Annotated in this window: 12 protein-coding genes; 7 read left to right on the top strand and 5 right to left on the bottom strand. The window is 45.0% G+C overall.

Annotation, left to right across the window (positions count from 1 at the left end; all coding sequences use genetic code 11):
- The first annotated feature begins 195 nt into the window (after positions 1–195).
- On the top strand, positions 196–1,179 hold the full coding sequence (gene pheS, locus ACLIIY_RS08085) for a phenylalanine--tRNA ligase subunit alpha (protein WP_434528495.1): 984 nt from the start codon (positions 196–198) through the stop codon (positions 1,177–1,179).
- An 18-nt stretch (positions 1,180–1,197) separates the two neighbouring features.
- Positions 1,198–3,585, top strand: coding sequence for a phenylalanine--tRNA ligase subunit beta (gene pheT, locus ACLIIY_RS08080; RefSeq protein WP_009705887.1), 2,388 nt, complete (start codon positions 1,198–1,200; stop codon positions 3,583–3,585).
- Between the two features lie 101 nt (positions 3,586–3,686).
- On the opposite strand, the gene ACLIIY_RS08075 is transcribed toward pheT, so the two are convergent.
- Entirely contained in the window at positions 3,687–4,412 is a 726-nt protein-coding gene (locus ACLIIY_RS08075; protein WP_434528494.1) for a metallophosphoesterase family protein, read from the bottom strand.
- 337 nt (positions 4,413–4,749) lie between these two features.
- On the opposite strand from ACLIIY_RS08075, the gene ACLIIY_RS08070 reads away from it, so the two are divergent.
- A complete protein-coding gene (locus ACLIIY_RS08070) occupies positions 4,750–6,381 on the top strand; it encodes a glycoside hydrolase family 32 protein (RefSeq protein ID WP_434528493.1) in 1,632 nt (543 codons plus the stop codon).
- Between the two features lie 85 nt (positions 6,382–6,466).
- Here the strand turns inward: ACLIIY_RS08070 and ACLIIY_RS08065 are convergent, their stop codons facing one another.
- Complete coding sequence (locus tag ACLIIY_RS08065; RefSeq protein WP_434528492.1) at positions 6,467–7,384, bottom strand: aminoimidazole riboside kinase; 918 nt, start codon at positions 7,382–7,384, stop codon at positions 6,467–6,469.
- A gap of 236 nt (positions 7,385–7,620) precedes the next feature.
- On the opposite strand from ACLIIY_RS08065, the gene ACLIIY_RS08060 reads away from it, so the two are divergent.
- Positions 7,621–8,616, top strand: a complete 996-nt coding sequence (locus ACLIIY_RS08060; protein WP_334422172.1) for a LacI family DNA-binding transcriptional regulator — start codon at positions 7,621–7,623, stop codon at positions 8,614–8,616.
- Positions 8,617–8,627: 11 nt separating this feature from the next.
- Here the strand turns inward: ACLIIY_RS08060 and ACLIIY_RS08055 are convergent, their stop codons facing one another.
- Positions 8,628–9,506, bottom strand: a complete 879-nt coding sequence (locus ACLIIY_RS08055; protein WP_434528491.1) for an AEC family transporter — start codon at positions 9,504–9,506, stop codon at positions 8,628–8,630.
- A gap of 526 nt (positions 9,507–10,032) precedes the next feature.
- Between ACLIIY_RS08055 and ihfA the strand changes: the two genes are divergently transcribed.
- Complete coding sequence (gene ihfA, locus ACLIIY_RS08050) at positions 10,033–10,329, top strand: integration host factor subunit alpha (RefSeq protein WP_005427969.1); 297 nt, start codon at positions 10,033–10,035, stop codon at positions 10,327–10,329.
- Between the two features lie 143 nt (positions 10,330–10,472).
- Here the strand turns inward: ihfA and ACLIIY_RS08045 are convergent, their stop codons facing one another.
- Positions 10,473–11,249 (bottom strand): RelA/SpoT domain-containing protein, encoded by a 777-nt coding sequence (locus tag ACLIIY_RS08045; protein WP_005439815.1) that lies wholly within the window; start codon positions 11,247–11,249, stop codon positions 10,473–10,475.
- 336 nt (positions 11,250–11,585) lie between these two features.
- Here ACLIIY_RS08045 and ACLIIY_RS08040 point away from each other — a divergent pair, with 336 nt between their 5' ends.
- A complete protein-coding gene (locus tag ACLIIY_RS08040) occupies positions 11,586–12,236 on the top strand; it encodes a thiopurine S-methyltransferase (RefSeq protein ID WP_434528490.1) in 651 nt (216 codons plus the stop codon).
- A gap of 79 nt (positions 12,237–12,315) precedes the next feature.
- Here the strand turns inward: ACLIIY_RS08040 and purT are convergent, their stop codons facing one another.
- Positions 12,316–13,491, bottom strand: a complete 1,176-nt coding sequence (purT, locus tag ACLIIY_RS08035) for a formate-dependent phosphoribosylglycinamide formyltransferase (protein WP_180825435.1) — start codon at positions 13,489–13,491, stop codon at positions 12,316–12,318.
- Between the two features lie 207 nt (positions 13,492–13,698).
- Here purT and ACLIIY_RS08030 point away from each other — a divergent pair, with 207 nt between their 5' ends.
- Positions 13,699–14,397: a hypothetical protein gene (locus ACLIIY_RS08030; protein WP_009705895.1), complete on the top strand. Its 699-nt coding sequence runs from the start codon at positions 13,699–13,701 to the stop codon at positions 14,395–14,397.
- Positions 14,398–14,427 lie beyond the last annotated feature (30 nt).

The following is a 14,427-nucleotide window of genomic DNA, read 5'->3' as shown; positions in this document are numbered from 1 at the left end:
CAAAAACAACCTCGATAAAATGGGCGTTATTCCTAGACAACGCTGCTTTTTTTACGTTTTTGTGTTCTTTTTATTCAATAACCTCTTCTTTTCATAATTCAATTTGGCTTTGGTGGCGGGTTTGGCTACTATGTACAGCTATCAAAAAACCAATCACTCCCTTATGGATACTACCAATAGGTAGATGAGGAAACGATGCAACATCTAGAAGAGATCATTGCTAACGCGAGCGCAGCAGTTGAAGCTGCAGAATCGCTAGTCGTACTTGATGAAGTGCGTGTTCAGTATCTAGGTAAAAAAGGTGAGCTAACTGCTCAACTTCAAAGCCTAGGTAAACTACCACCAGAAGAGCGCCGTGAAGCTGGTCAAGAGATCAACAAAGCGAAAGGCGTAGTTCAGCAAGCCATCGCAGCTCGTAAAGATGCACTTCAACGTGCAGAGCTAGAAGCGAAGCTAGCAGCAGAAACGATCGACGTGACACTACCAGGTCGTCGTATCGAGAACGGTGGTCTACACCCAGTTACTCGTACTGTTGAGCGTATTGAGAAGTTCTTTGGCGAACTTGGCTTTAACACAGAGTCTGGTCCAGAAATCGAAGATGCATTCCACAACTTTGATGCACTAAACATCGCAGCTGATCACCCAGCGCGTACTGACCACGATACTTTCTTCTTCAACCCAGATTTGATGCTTCGTACTCACACGTCAGGCGTACAGATCCGTACGATGGAAAATGGCAAACCACCATTCCGTTTCATCGCACCAGGCCGTGTATACCGTAACGACTACGACCAAACGCACACGCCAATGTTCCACCAAGTGGAAGGCATGTTGGTTGATGAGAACGTGAACTTCGCACAGCTGAAAGGCATCCTGCACGATTTCCTATGTAACTTCTTCGAAGAAGAAGTGGAAGTACGTTTCCGTCCATCTTACTTCCCATTCACAGAGCCTTCAGCAGAAGTTGACGTGAAAGGCAACAACGGTAAATGGCTAGAAGTACTAGGCTGCGGTATGGTTCACCCGAACGTACTACGTAGCGTAGGCATCGACCCTGAAAAATACTCTGGTTTCGCATTCGGTATGGGTGTTGAGCGTCTAACAATGCTTCGTTACGGCGTAAACGACCTACGTGCGTTCTTCGAGAACGATCTTCGTTTCCTAAAACAGTTCAAGTAATCCAGGGGATAAATCACTATGAAATTCAGCGAATCATGGCTTCGTGAGTGGGTTAGTCCTTCGATTACCACTGACGAACTAACTCACCAAATTACAATGGCGGGTCTAGAAGTTGATGACGTGCTACCTGTAGCAGGTTCGTTCAACGGCGTTAAAGTTGGTCACGTTGTTGAATGTGGTCAACACCCAGATGCAGACAAACTGCGCGTAACTAAAGTTGACGTGGGTGAAGAAGAGCTTCTAGACATCGTTTGTGGCGCACACAACTGTCGCCAAGGTCTGAAAGTAGCAGTAGCAACAGTTGGTGCTGTTCTTCCAGGCGATTTCAAAATCAAAAAAGCGAAACTACGTGGCCAACCATCTCACGGTATGCTTTGTTCATTCACTGAACTAGGTATCGACGTTGAGTCAGACGGCATCATGGAACTAGCAGAAGACGCAGTAATTGGTACCGATTTCCGTGAATTCCTAGGTCTAGACGACGTAACAGTAGACGTAGACCTAACAGCAAACCGCGCTGACTGTTTCAGCATCCGTGGTCTAGCTCGTGAAGTTGGCGTACTAAACCGCGCTGACGTGACTGAGCCATCAGTAGAAGCAGTAGCGGCTTCAATCGAAGACAAAGTGTCTATCGAAGTGAAAGCGCCAGCTGCGTGTCCACGTTACCTAGGTCGCGTTGTTAAGAACGTAAACGTTCAAGCTGAAACACCACTATGGATGCAAGAGAAACTGCGTCGTTGTGGTATTCGCTCGATCGACCCTGTAGTAGACATCACTAACTACGTTCTTCTAGAGCAAGGTCAACCAATGCACGCGTTCGATCTAGCGAAGATCGAAGGTGGCATCGTAGTTCGTATGGCTGAGCAAGGTGAGAAGCTAACACTTCTTGACGGCAGCGAAGCAGAGCTAAACGCAGATACACTAGTCGTTGCTGACCACAACAAAGCACTTGCAATCGCAGGTATCTTTGGTGGTGAAGAGTCTGGTGTAACAACTGAGACTAAAGACGTTCTACTAGAGTGTGCATTCTTTGCACCTGACCACATCCGTGGTCGCGCTCGTAGCTACGGTCTGCACACTGATTCTTCAATGCGTTTCGAGCGTGGTGTGGATTACGCACTACAAGTGAGCGCAATGGAGCGTGCAACTCAGCTTCTAGTTGAGATCTGTGGTGGTGAAGTAGCACCTGTTGTTGCAGTAGAGTCTGAAGCAGACCTACCTAAGCCAAACAAAGTTGCTCTACGTCGCACTAAACTAGACAACCTACTAGGTCACCACATCGCTGATGCTGACGTAGTAGAAATCCTAGAGCGCCTAGGCCTGACTGTTGAAGCTTCAGAAGAAGGTTGGATGGCAGTAGCACCAACATGGCGTTTCGATATCGCTATCGAGCAAGACCTGATTGAAGAAGTTGGCCGTATCTACGGTTACGACAACATTCCTAACCAACACCCTGCTGCAGCACTTAAGATGCACAACCACGTTGAAGCGGATCTTCCACTGAAACGTGTTCGTGATCTTCTTGTTGACCGTGGTTACCACGAAGCAATTACATACAGCTTCGTTGAGCCTGAGCAACAAAAGCTAGTTGTACCTGGTGTTGAGCCTCTAGTGCTTCCAAACCCAATTTCTGCAGACATGTCAGCAATGCGTCTTGGTCTTATCCAAGGTCTGCTGAACACGGTTGTTCACAACCAGAAGCGTCAACAGCCACGCGTTCGTCTATTCGAATACGGCCTACGTTTCATCCCATGTGAATCTGCAGAAAACGGCATGCGCCAAGAGCCTATGCTTGCAGGTGTTATTGCTGGTACTCGCGGTGAAGAGCACTGGGATATCGAAACCAACACTGTTGATTTCTTCGACCTTAAGGGCGATCTAGAAGCGATTCTAGAGCTATCTGCGAACGAAAAAGCATACTCTTTCGCTGCAGCTAAGCATCCAGCACTTCACCCAGGTCAATCTGCGGCAATCATCGTAGATGGCAAAGAAGTGGGCGTGATCGGTACAGTTCACCCTGAGCTTGAGCGTAAGTTCGGTCTAAACGGTCGTACTATCGTATTCGAAATCGAATGGTCTGCAATCAACAGCAAAGTGATCCCAGAAGCGGTAGCACTTTCTAAATTCCCTTCAAACCGTCGTGATATCGCGGTAGTAGTGGATGAAGCTGTTGCATCTGGTGACATCGTTAACGCTTGTCTAGAGCAAGGTGGTGAGTTCCTTAAAGATGCGAAACTGTTCGACGTTTACGTAGGTAAAGGCGTTGAAGAAGGTAAGAAGAGCCTAGCAATCGCTCTGACTCTACAGTCACTTGAGCGTACGCTTGAAGATGCAGATATCGCTGGTGCGGTTGACGCTATCGTTGCTCACGTTTCTGAGAAGTTTGGTGCGTCTCTACGTGACTAATCTCGCGTAACGTATTTTCTCAAGAAATGAAAACCCTGCCAGCTCGGCAGGGTTTTTTGTATTTTGGGAATAGGGAATAGGGAATAGGGAATAGGGAATAGCTATAGCCAAATTGTCTCCACTTTTATCCTCTCACCTTCAAAGCAAATCTTATTCACACCAATCCTTTCACTTCGGTTGTATTTCTCAAGACTGTGGTCAAAGCCATAAGCGGTGGCGGGTGCCATATGTTGAGTCATACCTTGACGCGTTACAGTCAGTGCATCATGTCCATGCCCGCAAATTACATCCTGAACTCGATGCTTTGCCAAAAGCGCAAGTAAGCTTACATCGTTCTCTAAGCAAATCGCTTTCATCCAGTCTGAGCCAACAGGAATAATGGGATGGTGGACAACGACGATCGGGTTGGCGACATGGCGAAGCTGTTTAGTTAGGACTGCTAAACCACGGTTATCAACTCGGCCAGAGCCTAAAGGGTGTCGCTTATCCAATGGCTTTGCACTTGAGTCCAAAAATATAACCTCTCGTCCATGGAGCTTGGCTTTATCGACAACGGCGATGCAACTTCCACGCAGTTCTTGTTTCATCAGTTCATGGTCATCATGATTACCAGCGATGGCGAAGATACGCTTGTCTCGGGTGTGTTGCTCTATGAAGTTGACTAGACTGAGGTAGTCGCCAGATTGAGGGTTGCAACACAGATCTCCAGTGAGAATAAGAGTATCGCAGGATGAATCATTTTGAGCACACAACAGCGCTTTGCGCAGGTTTTCAAAGCTAGATGGATCGCTTAAGTGACAATCGCTGATCTGGAAAATCGACTTCATGGAATTTCGCAATGTAACGTTTGGTTGAATGGTTTCAGTGTAACACTTAACCTCTTGGTTTTAATAGTAAACCTCTACGTTGCTTATTACCGCTTTGTAAGAAAGGTAGATCTAAATCTTCCACTGGTTAATAGGATTTTTTAGGGAACGTTCTCAAGTGTGAAGAGCAGCGTAGCAGCTAACGAGAACTTAAGTACTAAGCTATAAACTAAAAGATGCTTTAGAGCGTTAGGTTGATCACGGTTTTTGTTGTCTATGATCCGCTGTTATCTATGAATTCGTTATTTGATATGTTATTTTTGCAAACGTTCCCAATTTGAGTTTTAGGTTAAAGTAAATGTCGTTAGCACCATATATTGCCGTTTGTGGGGGAGTTGAAAACATCTCTCGCGTTTTGATTCCTGATTCAGACCTTATTTTTGAAGTGCGTGAACACACGCTAATTCAAGACTCTGAGCTGATTGAGCAGCTACAAGAAGTTCAGGGAAAAATGCAAGTGAGATTTGTGCGCTCAGATTCTGTCAGTGCGGAAGCATTACTTCAGCTAGGAGAGACGATCGCCAAAGAACAAGCGAAACGCTTTGAATCACTTCAAGAGCCTGTTGAATGTGAGTACCGTCCCTTATGGCATATAACGCCACCACAAGGTTTGCTTAACGACCCAAATGGTTTTGTGTTCCACAATGGCCAATACCACATGTTTTACCAATGGTATCCGTATGGGTGCGAACACAAAGATAAACATTGGGCACATTTAACCAGTACTGACTTGATCAACTGGGAATGGCAACCCGTTGCACTCACGCCTTCAGATTGGTTCGATAGTCATGGTGTATTTTCTGGTCATGCGCTTAGCCAAGAAAACGAATTGATGTTGTTCTACACAGGCAATACACGAATTGGGCCGCAACGAGATCGTCATACAACCCAGTGCTTAGCGACTTCAACTGACGGTGTGAACTTCGTTAAGCATGGTCCGGTGATTGGTGAACTACCTCCTGGTGTAACACCACACATCCGCGACCCTAAGGTGATTCGTCACGATAACCAGTGGCTAATGTTATTGGGTGCGCAGACGGAAGAGCTAAAAGGGCGCCTAGCGATTTACAAATCTGACGACTTGTATCAATGGACGTTTGACGGTTTGTATGGCGATGAGTTTGGTGATTTCGGATATATGTGGGAATGTCCGGACATGTTCAATTTGTCTGAGCAGAACTTTGTTGTCATTGGTCCACAAGGAATTCCTTCGTTTTCCGAATACAACTCAATTCCTCACCATAATGGCATTGTGAAGGCAAAGTGGAATGAAAAAGATGGCCTTCAGCTGAGCGAATTCCAGCATCTCGATTTTGGTTTTGATTTTTACGCGCCGCAAACCATGCTTACGCCAGATGGTCGCCGTGTTATGTGTGGCTGGATGGGATTACCAGATGAAATCGATCAACCGAGTTCAGACAATGGCTGGGTACATCAACTGACGACAATGCGTGAAATGAGCTTCCGTGATGGCAAGCTGTATCAATTTCCAATTCATGAGCTTGAATCGCTAATTGAATCAACAAACCAATTTGTGTTGAATTCCGATGGTATGGATATCGGAACCAAGTCTTTCGATTTAACTATCACGTTAGAATGGGGAGACGAGTTATGCCTCTTCGAAAATACAGCGCAAAAACTGACGATAAAAGCCGATGACGTTGAGCGTCGATTGATCTTAGATCGTTCTAAAACATTGAATCGAGCACAAGATACGGTTCGCGAGTTACCGCTAGAGTCTGGCAAGATTGAACTGCGTATCTTAGCGGATACTTCTTCTGTTGAAGTGTTTGTTAACGGTGGTGAAGCGGTGATGACGTCGCGTGTGTTTACTGATGTCGATGCGACACGTTTGTCTTTACAAGGTGGAGAGCGAGAAACAACTCTGCATTATTTGAAAGCGGCAAAAGCGCCTTTCCAAAAGGTTTAATTCTAAAAACGGCAAATAAAAAAATCCCCGCAATTGCGGGGATTTCTATTTTATTACCTGAGCTTCAACCTACGGAAATGTTGTTTTAGATGTAAGCCAACAAAGCATCTTGAGTTGGCAATGCTGTCATCGCGCCTTTTTGCGTCGTCGCTAAAGCACCACAACCATTTGCCCAGTTAACTGCTGAATGGATCGCTTCTTTGTTCGCCCACTCATTTTGTTGAGCTAAACGAGCCAGCAAACCACCCACAAATGCGTCGCCAGCGCCTGTTGTATCTATTGGTTTGACTGCTTGGCCTGCAATCAGCTCTTGTTCACCTTCGAATACAACCAACGCGCCTTTTGCACCTTGAGTAATAAGGACAAGCGTATTGTTGAATGCTTTGATGGCTTCAAGACCCGCTTCAAGGGAGTCCGTGTCGGTCAGGAACAGTAGCTCATCATCAGAGAATTTCACCACGTCAGCCAGCTCAATTGCTTGGCGAACCACAGGTTTTAACTCTTCTGGGTTCGCCCAAACTTCTTCACGCAGGTTTGGATCAAAGCTGACGAAGCCACCGGCCGCTTTAATATCTTGCATCGCTTTTAGTGTGCTGCTGCGGCTCGGTTCGTTTGCTAGTGCGATTGAACAAACATGTAGCCATTCACCCTGAGCAAATTCGGGGATGTCAGCAGGGATTAGGAATTGGTCTGCACTTGGCTTCACCATAAAAGTAAAACTGCGTTCACCTGAGTCATCTAAATCTACAATCACTGTTGATGTGCGCTGTGCTTCATCCAACAGCATGTAATCTGTGTTGACTTGTTCTTGTGCCAGCGTTGCTTTCATGAAGCGACCCAAAGGATCTTGACCAACGCGGCCAAAGAAAGCACTGTTACCGCCTAATCGAGAGATTGCGACTGCAACGTTGGCTGGCGCGCCACCAGGGCACTTCAAATACGTGCTTTCTGTATCTGGAATCAAATCAACAACGGCATCGCCAGTCACCCAAATCTTACTCATAACTACTACCTAAAATAGAATCTAATCACTAACTACATTTTTGCTAAATCGTTTTAGCTAATCAATGTTTATTTGAACCAAAAAGGTCAAAATGACGTTAATTGTGATCTTAACCATGATCTAGAGTGTTTGCCCAAGCGCAAAGTGGGGGATTGTGATGGCTTTCATAATTAACCTGAGTATCATTGGCGGGATAATAAAAAAGCCCAAGCTTAAAATAACCACGGAATGACCAGGTGAAGAACAAAAAATTAAAGCTAGCGGACATTGCAGAACTAGCCGGAGTCTCTAAATCCACAGTCAGCTTTGTCTTAAATGGACACGCCAAGAAACACCGAATCAATGAAGACACCGTAAAACGTGTCCAAGCTGTCGTCGCGGAACACAATTACGCACCAAGCCTTTATGCCCGCGCTTTAAAAGCGAAAAAAACGTATACCTTGGGCTTGGTTATTCCTGATTTGGCCAACATGGGTTTTGCCACAACCGCTAAGCAACTCGAGAAGCTCGCTCGAAGCAGTGGTTATCAGCTGTTGATCGCCTCTTCTGAGGATGAACCTGAGCAGGAGCAAGAAGCAGTAAAGAGCCTATTAGAAAGACAAGTTGATTTACTGATGGTCGCAACGTCTATGTCTGACGATAGCTTTTATCAAGAAGTCAGACAGTCTACGCCTGTGATCTTGTTTGACCGTGTTATTGAGCAGCAACAGATGACGACAATCAAAACCGACGCTCACAACGCCGCTAAGCAAGTCGTGGAGAAGTTGGGTAAGGAAGCAAAAGAGTGCGCTTACTTTGGCGGTCAGTTAGAGCTTTCTCCGAGTAAAGACCGTTTTGCCGGTTACCAAGCAGGGTTGGAGCAAGCCGGCGTGAAATTTGAAGCGGCATTGGTTAAACACAAGGATTACCAACCCGAGTCAGGCTATCAAATGATGCAGGAAACCTATCAAGAGTTAGGTCGCCTTCCGGAACGCTTGTTCGTTGCTTCTTACTCTATCCTTGAAGGGGTTTTGCGTTTTCTTTCAGAGCAGCAATTGTTAAATGAAGAGATGAAAATTGCGACGTTCGACAACTACGCTATTTTGGATTGCTTACCAGTTAAGATAGATTCGATTGAACAAGATTGTGATTTGATTGCGCAAAGCTTATATGAAGTTGGCAAAGCACTGCTTACCGATCCAAAACACACCCCACAGCAAGTGGTGCTTCCTGCGAAGATCCACTATCGCTAGGGCTGATTTGCTCAAGAGAGTGAAAGGGTAAACAACAGCAGTAGCGGCAATGTGATTATGCTGAAGAAATTACCAAACAACACCATTGAAGCGACTGTCATTGGCTCAATGTTCAGTCGCTCTGCAAACAAATAGTTCATGACGGCTGGTGGCAGCATAGTGAACAACACCATCATTTGCAGTTGCATTGTCGGCAGTGGGATAAACCAATAGATTAATGCAAATGCGATCGCACCAGTCCCAAGCGATTGCACGGTACACATAAGACCTACCTTTAAACCTCCTAATCTCAGGTTCAACATCTGGGCACCCAATGAAAGCAACATCACTGGTACCGCCGCTTGTCCGAGTAATGCGGTCGCCTCATACAACGGGTTCCAAATACCGATTCCAGAAAGATTAATGAACAAAGCGAGTGAAGCAGATAAGAAAATCGGCATCTTAATGATCTGTTTGAAGGGGTTTCCGCTACTGAGCAGTATTACACCCAAACTGATGTGTAAACAGGCTGAGACAACGAACAACAGCACTGCCGAGGGTAAAGCGAGTTCACCGAACGTATACGTGAACAGCGGGATCGCTAAGTTGCCGCTATTTCGAAACATGTGTGGTGGTGCCCATGCTTTAAATGAAAGACCGGTCAGCCTCGTAATTGGTAGCATCACAATGCCGGGAACGACGACAGCAATAACAGCAGAAACTAATAGAGGGGCTTGGTCCATGTCGAGGGGCATGTTTACCAGTGATGAAAAGACGAGTGCTGGCGTGAACACATCCATATTAATGCGATTGATGGGGCGAAAATCTGGTCTGACGTAGCGGCCAACGAGATAGCCAACAAAAACCAAAGCGAATACAGGGAAGAGAATGCTGACGACTTGGTGAAACATGTTGGCTCGCTAGTAAGAGGGCGGTATGTGAAAACAGTATCAATGTTTCCATTTGCCGTCATGGAGTAACACGCAGAATTTTGTCTTCGTTCAAGCTTTCGTTTTTCAATTTACCTAGCAGAATAGGTAAAAAAAGTATGCTGAATGTGACTGGTCAGATCTATTTTTGAAGTGACTCAAACTACTGAAAAACAGAGAAGTTTTGTGTCAATTGTTTGTAAAATAGCCAGTATCTGACATTTTTATTAAATAGTGATTAATGTTGTTTTAAGGTTTTAAACTAGTAATTTAAACTGGATATTTTTCTCGATAGAGAGGGAATTAAAGTAAAATCTGGAAATAATGGTAGGTAAAGTACCGCAGTGGTAAAACATTCGGTATATTAGCAAAGAAAAAAGTTGGCGAAAATCATAAGCTTGGCATACACTTCCTGATGTAACCCCGATATGTTGTTGAATTGGTAGGGTAAAACTGCTCTGGCGCTACACTAGGTAGCATTGTTTAACATAGCTTTGAGGAAAGTTTTATGGCGCTCACAAAAGCCGAACTTGCAGAAAACCTGTTTGATAAATTGGGATTTAGTAAACGGGACGCCAAGGAAACGGTGGAAGTGTTCTTTGAAGAAATTCGTAAGGCACTAGAAAGTGGCGAACAGGTAAAACTGTCAGGTTTTGGTAACTTTGACCTTCGTGACAAAAACGAACGACCTGGTCGTAACCCGAAAACTGGTGAAGATATTCCTATTACTGCTCGACGTGTCGTTACGTTCCGCCCGGGTCAGAAGTTGAAAGCTCGCGTAGAGAACCTAAAGGCAGACCAGTAAGCCATGTAACATGGAATGAGACCACGCTTTGTCGTGGTCTTTTTGTCTGTACGCTTCGTTACTTACTAAAGAACAAATAAACAACCACCGCAATTGCGGTGGTTTTCAGTATTGAGGAAATCAGTTTCTAAAAGACGGCTTGTTTATGCAGCTTCTAGGTGTGTCGTCAGGTACGGATGCCAAGCTTCTTGATACAAGTTTTTCGATTGAGTGCGCATGCTGCGAATCGATGCTGTCTCGATATCATTTAAGTTTCGACCTTCTACCAGAGCTTGACGCTCCAGCTTCTGAATTTGTTCGTACAAATCATGCTCCGGGCCATTCTTAACATCAGCAATGGCTTTAAGGTGCAGTTGAACTTCAGCAATCAAATTCGTCTTAGGGAGACGGACTAAAAGGTTCAAGTCGCGGTAGCCAGAGGCCGTTGGTTTCTTAAAGCGGTTTTTCACTTTAACGATGGTAGTTTCACGCTCTAACGCTTCGTAAACAGAGACAAGGCTTGCTACGTCATCCGCGACGATAGTTGCTCGTGCTAAGTCTGTAATTCGCTCTACTTGACCATCCAATTCGTGAGCAATTTTTTCTTCGGCACGATGTTGAGATTTAACGCCTGCGAAGTAAGGTTGGGCGTCAGTAAGAAGGGCAGTACTTTTACAAATAGTTTCTAACTCGAACTGCGCTTGGTGAGCTTTGCTGTAAAGTACGTCGAAATCTGAATAAGGTTGAGTTGGTTTGGAGTCGATTGACTGAATGCCATACAAACCACTAAGGCTATGCTTAAACAATTTTGAGCAAACTTCGTTTTGGCTAGCAGAACGGTTTTGTTGCTCGTTACTCGGGACATTTGGAAGTGCGGCGAACGCCGGCGCACGGCTTAGTACTAAAAGCATCAATGCTGTAGTACGTAAAAATAAGCTCATTCACTCTCCTTAACTTGCTTGCACTTAGAAAATGGGTAACGAAAAGGTCACTAAGATTCGCAAATCAGGTACTACCTAGTTAATGGGGGCTCTACGATAGATTCCAAGGCTGTTTTTTAGCCTTATGGTGGAATCGTGTTCTAGATCACCATTTTGCTTTCCTTTATTCTGACAACCAGAAAAAGGAAGGGTTCATTCTTGAACGATAGCCATACTACCATCGCAGTATTAACCAAAGATGAACGGCATAGACAAATTTGAAAAAATCATTAGTCTTACCCCACAAAAGCGAAGCGCAAAGCTCGAATCCACAATCAGCCGACAAGTAGAAGTAAAATGAGAGATCAAGAATTTTGGCACAGTAAATGGGCGAGTAACCAAATTGGTTTCCACCTAGATGACGTGAATCCACTGTTACCTGCATTCTGGCAGCATACCAATCCTAAACGCGAAGACACCGTGTTAGTTCCTTTGTGCGGAAAGTCAGAGGATTTGGTATGGCTTGCGACGAAGCATGATGACGTGCAAGGTGTCGAACTCAGCCTTATCGCCGTGCGTGCGTTTTTTGCTGAACACTTCTACACGCCGATTGTCACATCATTAAACGGCATGCATGAGTTGTATCAGTTCGATGAGTTGTCGATTTACACTGGCGACTTCTTTACTGCGCCTGTTTCTAACGCCGATATCATTTACGATCGTGCGGCGCTTGTGGCTTTGCCGCAAGAAATGCGAGAAGAATACGTAGCTCGTCTTAAGCAACTGTTGAACCCTGGCGGACGTATTTTACTTGTGACTCTTAACTACCCACAGGATGAGATGTCAGGCCCTCCATTTAGCGTGCCAGTAGAAGAGATTGAACAGCTGTTTGCGGGTTATAAGGTGACTTGTTTGAATGTCGACCAAGCCGACGAAAACCATCCCAAAATTGCGAAGAAAGGTCTAAGCCGCTTCTCTGAAGAAGTCTACTTAATAGAGAGCGAATAAAGGACTTTTCGAACCCACAGAAAGAAAAAGCGCAGCCAATTGAGCTGCGCTTTTGTCTATCTTTAGCTGATTAAAGAAATCAGTAAACGATCTGCACTTTAGATGCGTTATTTACTGCATCTTCAATCGAATCTTCAATAGTCTTACGACGCGTTAAAACAACGCCTAAGCGACGACGACCGTCGATTTCAGGTTTGCCAAACAAACGTACTTGAGTTTGTGGCTGAGCCAATGCCTTGGCAACATTGTCAAAGCGGATATCAGTTGATGTACCTTGGCCTAAAATAACCGCTGATGCTGATGGTCCATACTGAACTATGTTGTTGATCGGCATGCCAGTGAACGCTCGAACATGCAGTGCGAACTCAGACATTTCTTGAGAAATCATGGTTACCATGCCAGTATCGTGTGGGCGAGGGGACACTTCGTTAAAAATAACCTTATCGCCTTTAACGAACAGCTCTACACCAAAGATACCGTAGCCACCCAGTGCATTAACGACTTTCTCTGCCGTGTATTCAGCCGCTTTGATAGCGTTGTCTGACATTGCTTGTGGCTGCCATGATTCACGGTAATCACCATCTTCTTGACGATGCCCGATCGGAGCACAAAAGTGCACTCCATCAGCTGCGCGCACGGTTAGCAGTGTGATTTCGTAATCGAAGTCAATAAAGCCTTCAACAATCACACGCCCAGCACCTGTGCGACCACCTTCTTGTGCGTAATCCCAAGCCGTTTGAACATCTTCTTCTGATTTAATAACGCTTTGCCCTTTACCAGAAGAGCTCATCACTGGCTTAACAACACACGGGATACCAACGTGTTCTACTGCTGCTTTGAAGTCCTCAAAGCTGTCAGCAAACTGATAAGGGGAAGTGTTTAGGGCCAACTCTTCAGCAGCAAGGCGACGAATGCCTTCACGGTTCATTGTCAGCTTAGTTGCCTTCGCTGTCGGAACAACGTTCAAGCCTTTCTCTTCTAGCTCAACCAGTTTATCGGTCGCGATAGCTTCAATTTCAGGAACCACGTAAGCAGGTTGCTCTTTATTGATGATCTCTTCCAGCGCCTGTCCATCAAGCATGTCGATGACGTAGCTACGATGCGCTACTTGCATCGCTGGAGCATCGGCATAACGGTCGCAAGCGATCACTTCCAAACCAAGACGTTGGCATTCAATTGCCACTTCTTTACCAAGCTCGCCAGAGCCCAAAAGTAATACACGGGTAGCATGAGTGCTAGTAGCAGTACCGAACATAGTGTTCCCTTACAAAATAAAGTGATGAAACCGAATTTGCAGGGGATCATACTGATTTTTTGTAATGATGCAAACGTTTGCGTCATCGCTTGGCTTCTTCGTTTGTAATAATTAATATGCAATCAATCACAATAAATGATTATTCTCATTGAGAATATATTTCATATTGATAGATTTCTTCGCTTCTATAAAAAGGAGTCTAATATAATGAAATATATAAGAATAATCGGTTGTGCTATTGCAGTGATGCTTTTGTCTGGGTGTGTATCTCAAAAGGCGATGGATATCCCTTCAGACTTTTGGCAAACGGGTGGCGACAAAAATATCGCCGTTGCGTTTGTTCAGCCTCCAGAGATGGATGCGCACAGGAAAGGTGGTGAAGGTCTGCTGGATATGGCCATCAATGAAATGGTGACAGATAGTGTTGAATCTCATATCCAGTCACTGAAACACGATAAGTTTGAATTGGGTAAATCCAAGGTCGCGACACTTATCAAGAGCCGAGGAAGTCGCAGTGTGATTCTTCCAGAATACTATGAAGCGACCGATGAACATAAACTGCCGAAAGAAGAGCGTAAAAAGGGCTACTTTGACTACGATGTTTCTGCAGTAAAAGAACAGTATCAAGCGACCCACTTATTGGTAATTCAAACAATGGCTGCCGGAACGTTGCGTGATTACTATGGTTTTATTCCACTTACATCGCCACGTGGTTATGTTAATGCTGAAGTGACATTGGTTGATCTCAGCAATAACAAGATTGTCATGGAACACCAGATTCTTGAAGAGGTAATGCTACCGGAAGATGTTGATTGGGATGACCCTGACAACCAATATCCAGAGATTACAAAGGTGATCAACCTGGCATTAGAAAGAGCCGCGAATCGATTAACTGAATTCCTATAATAAAAAAGAGCCCGACGGGCTCTTTTTTAT

This window comes from Vibrio sp. K4 (assembly GCF_051122595.1).
In the GTDB taxonomy this organism is placed as follows: Bacteria; Pseudomonadota; Gammaproteobacteria; order Enterobacterales; family Vibrionaceae; genus Vibrio; species Vibrio owensii.
The sequence above is the reverse complement of the archived record's forward strand: the minus strand, read 5'-3'. Positions and strand labels throughout refer to the sequence as shown.

Bases quoted from the DNA above. Each gene is read 5' to 3' on its own strand.
- pheS (WP_434528495.1), top strand. From the start codon at position 196: ATGCAACATCTAGAAGAGATCATTGCTAACGCGAGCGCAGCAGTTGAA.
- pheT (WP_009705887.1), top strand. From the start codon at position 1,198: ATGAAATTCAGCGAATCATGGCTTCGTGAGTGGGTTAGTCCTTCGATT.
- ACLIIY_RS08075 (WP_434528494.1), bottom strand. From the start codon at position 4,412: ATGAAGTCGATTTTCCAGATCAGCGATTGTCACTTAAGCGATCCATCT.
- ACLIIY_RS08070 (WP_434528493.1), top strand. From the start codon at position 4,750: ATGTCGTTAGCACCATATATTGCCGTTTGTGGGGGAGTTGAAAACATC.
- ACLIIY_RS08065 (WP_434528492.1), bottom strand. From the start codon at position 7,384: ATGAGTAAGATTTGGGTGACTGGCGATGCCGTTGTTGATTTGATTCCA.
- ACLIIY_RS08055 (WP_434528491.1), bottom strand. From the start codon at position 9,506: ATGTTTCACCAAGTCGTCAGCATTCTCTTCCCTGTATTCGCTTTGGTT.
- ihfA (WP_005427969.1), top strand. From the start codon at position 10,033: ATGGCGCTCACAAAAGCCGAACTTGCAGAAAACCTGTTTGATAAATTG.
- ACLIIY_RS08045 (WP_005439815.1), bottom strand. From the start codon at position 11,249: ATGAGCTTATTTTTACGTACTACAGCATTGATGCTTTTAGTACTAAGC.
- ACLIIY_RS08040 (WP_434528490.1), top strand. From the start codon at position 11,586: ATGAGAGATCAAGAATTTTGGCACAGTAAATGGGCGAGTAACCAAATT.
- purT (WP_180825435.1), bottom strand. From the start codon at position 13,491: ATGTTCGGTACTGCTACTAGCACTCATGCTACCCGTGTATTACTTTTG.
- ACLIIY_RS08030 (WP_009705895.1), top strand. From the start codon at position 13,699: ATGAAATATATAAGAATAATCGGTTGTGCTATTGCAGTGATGCTTTTG.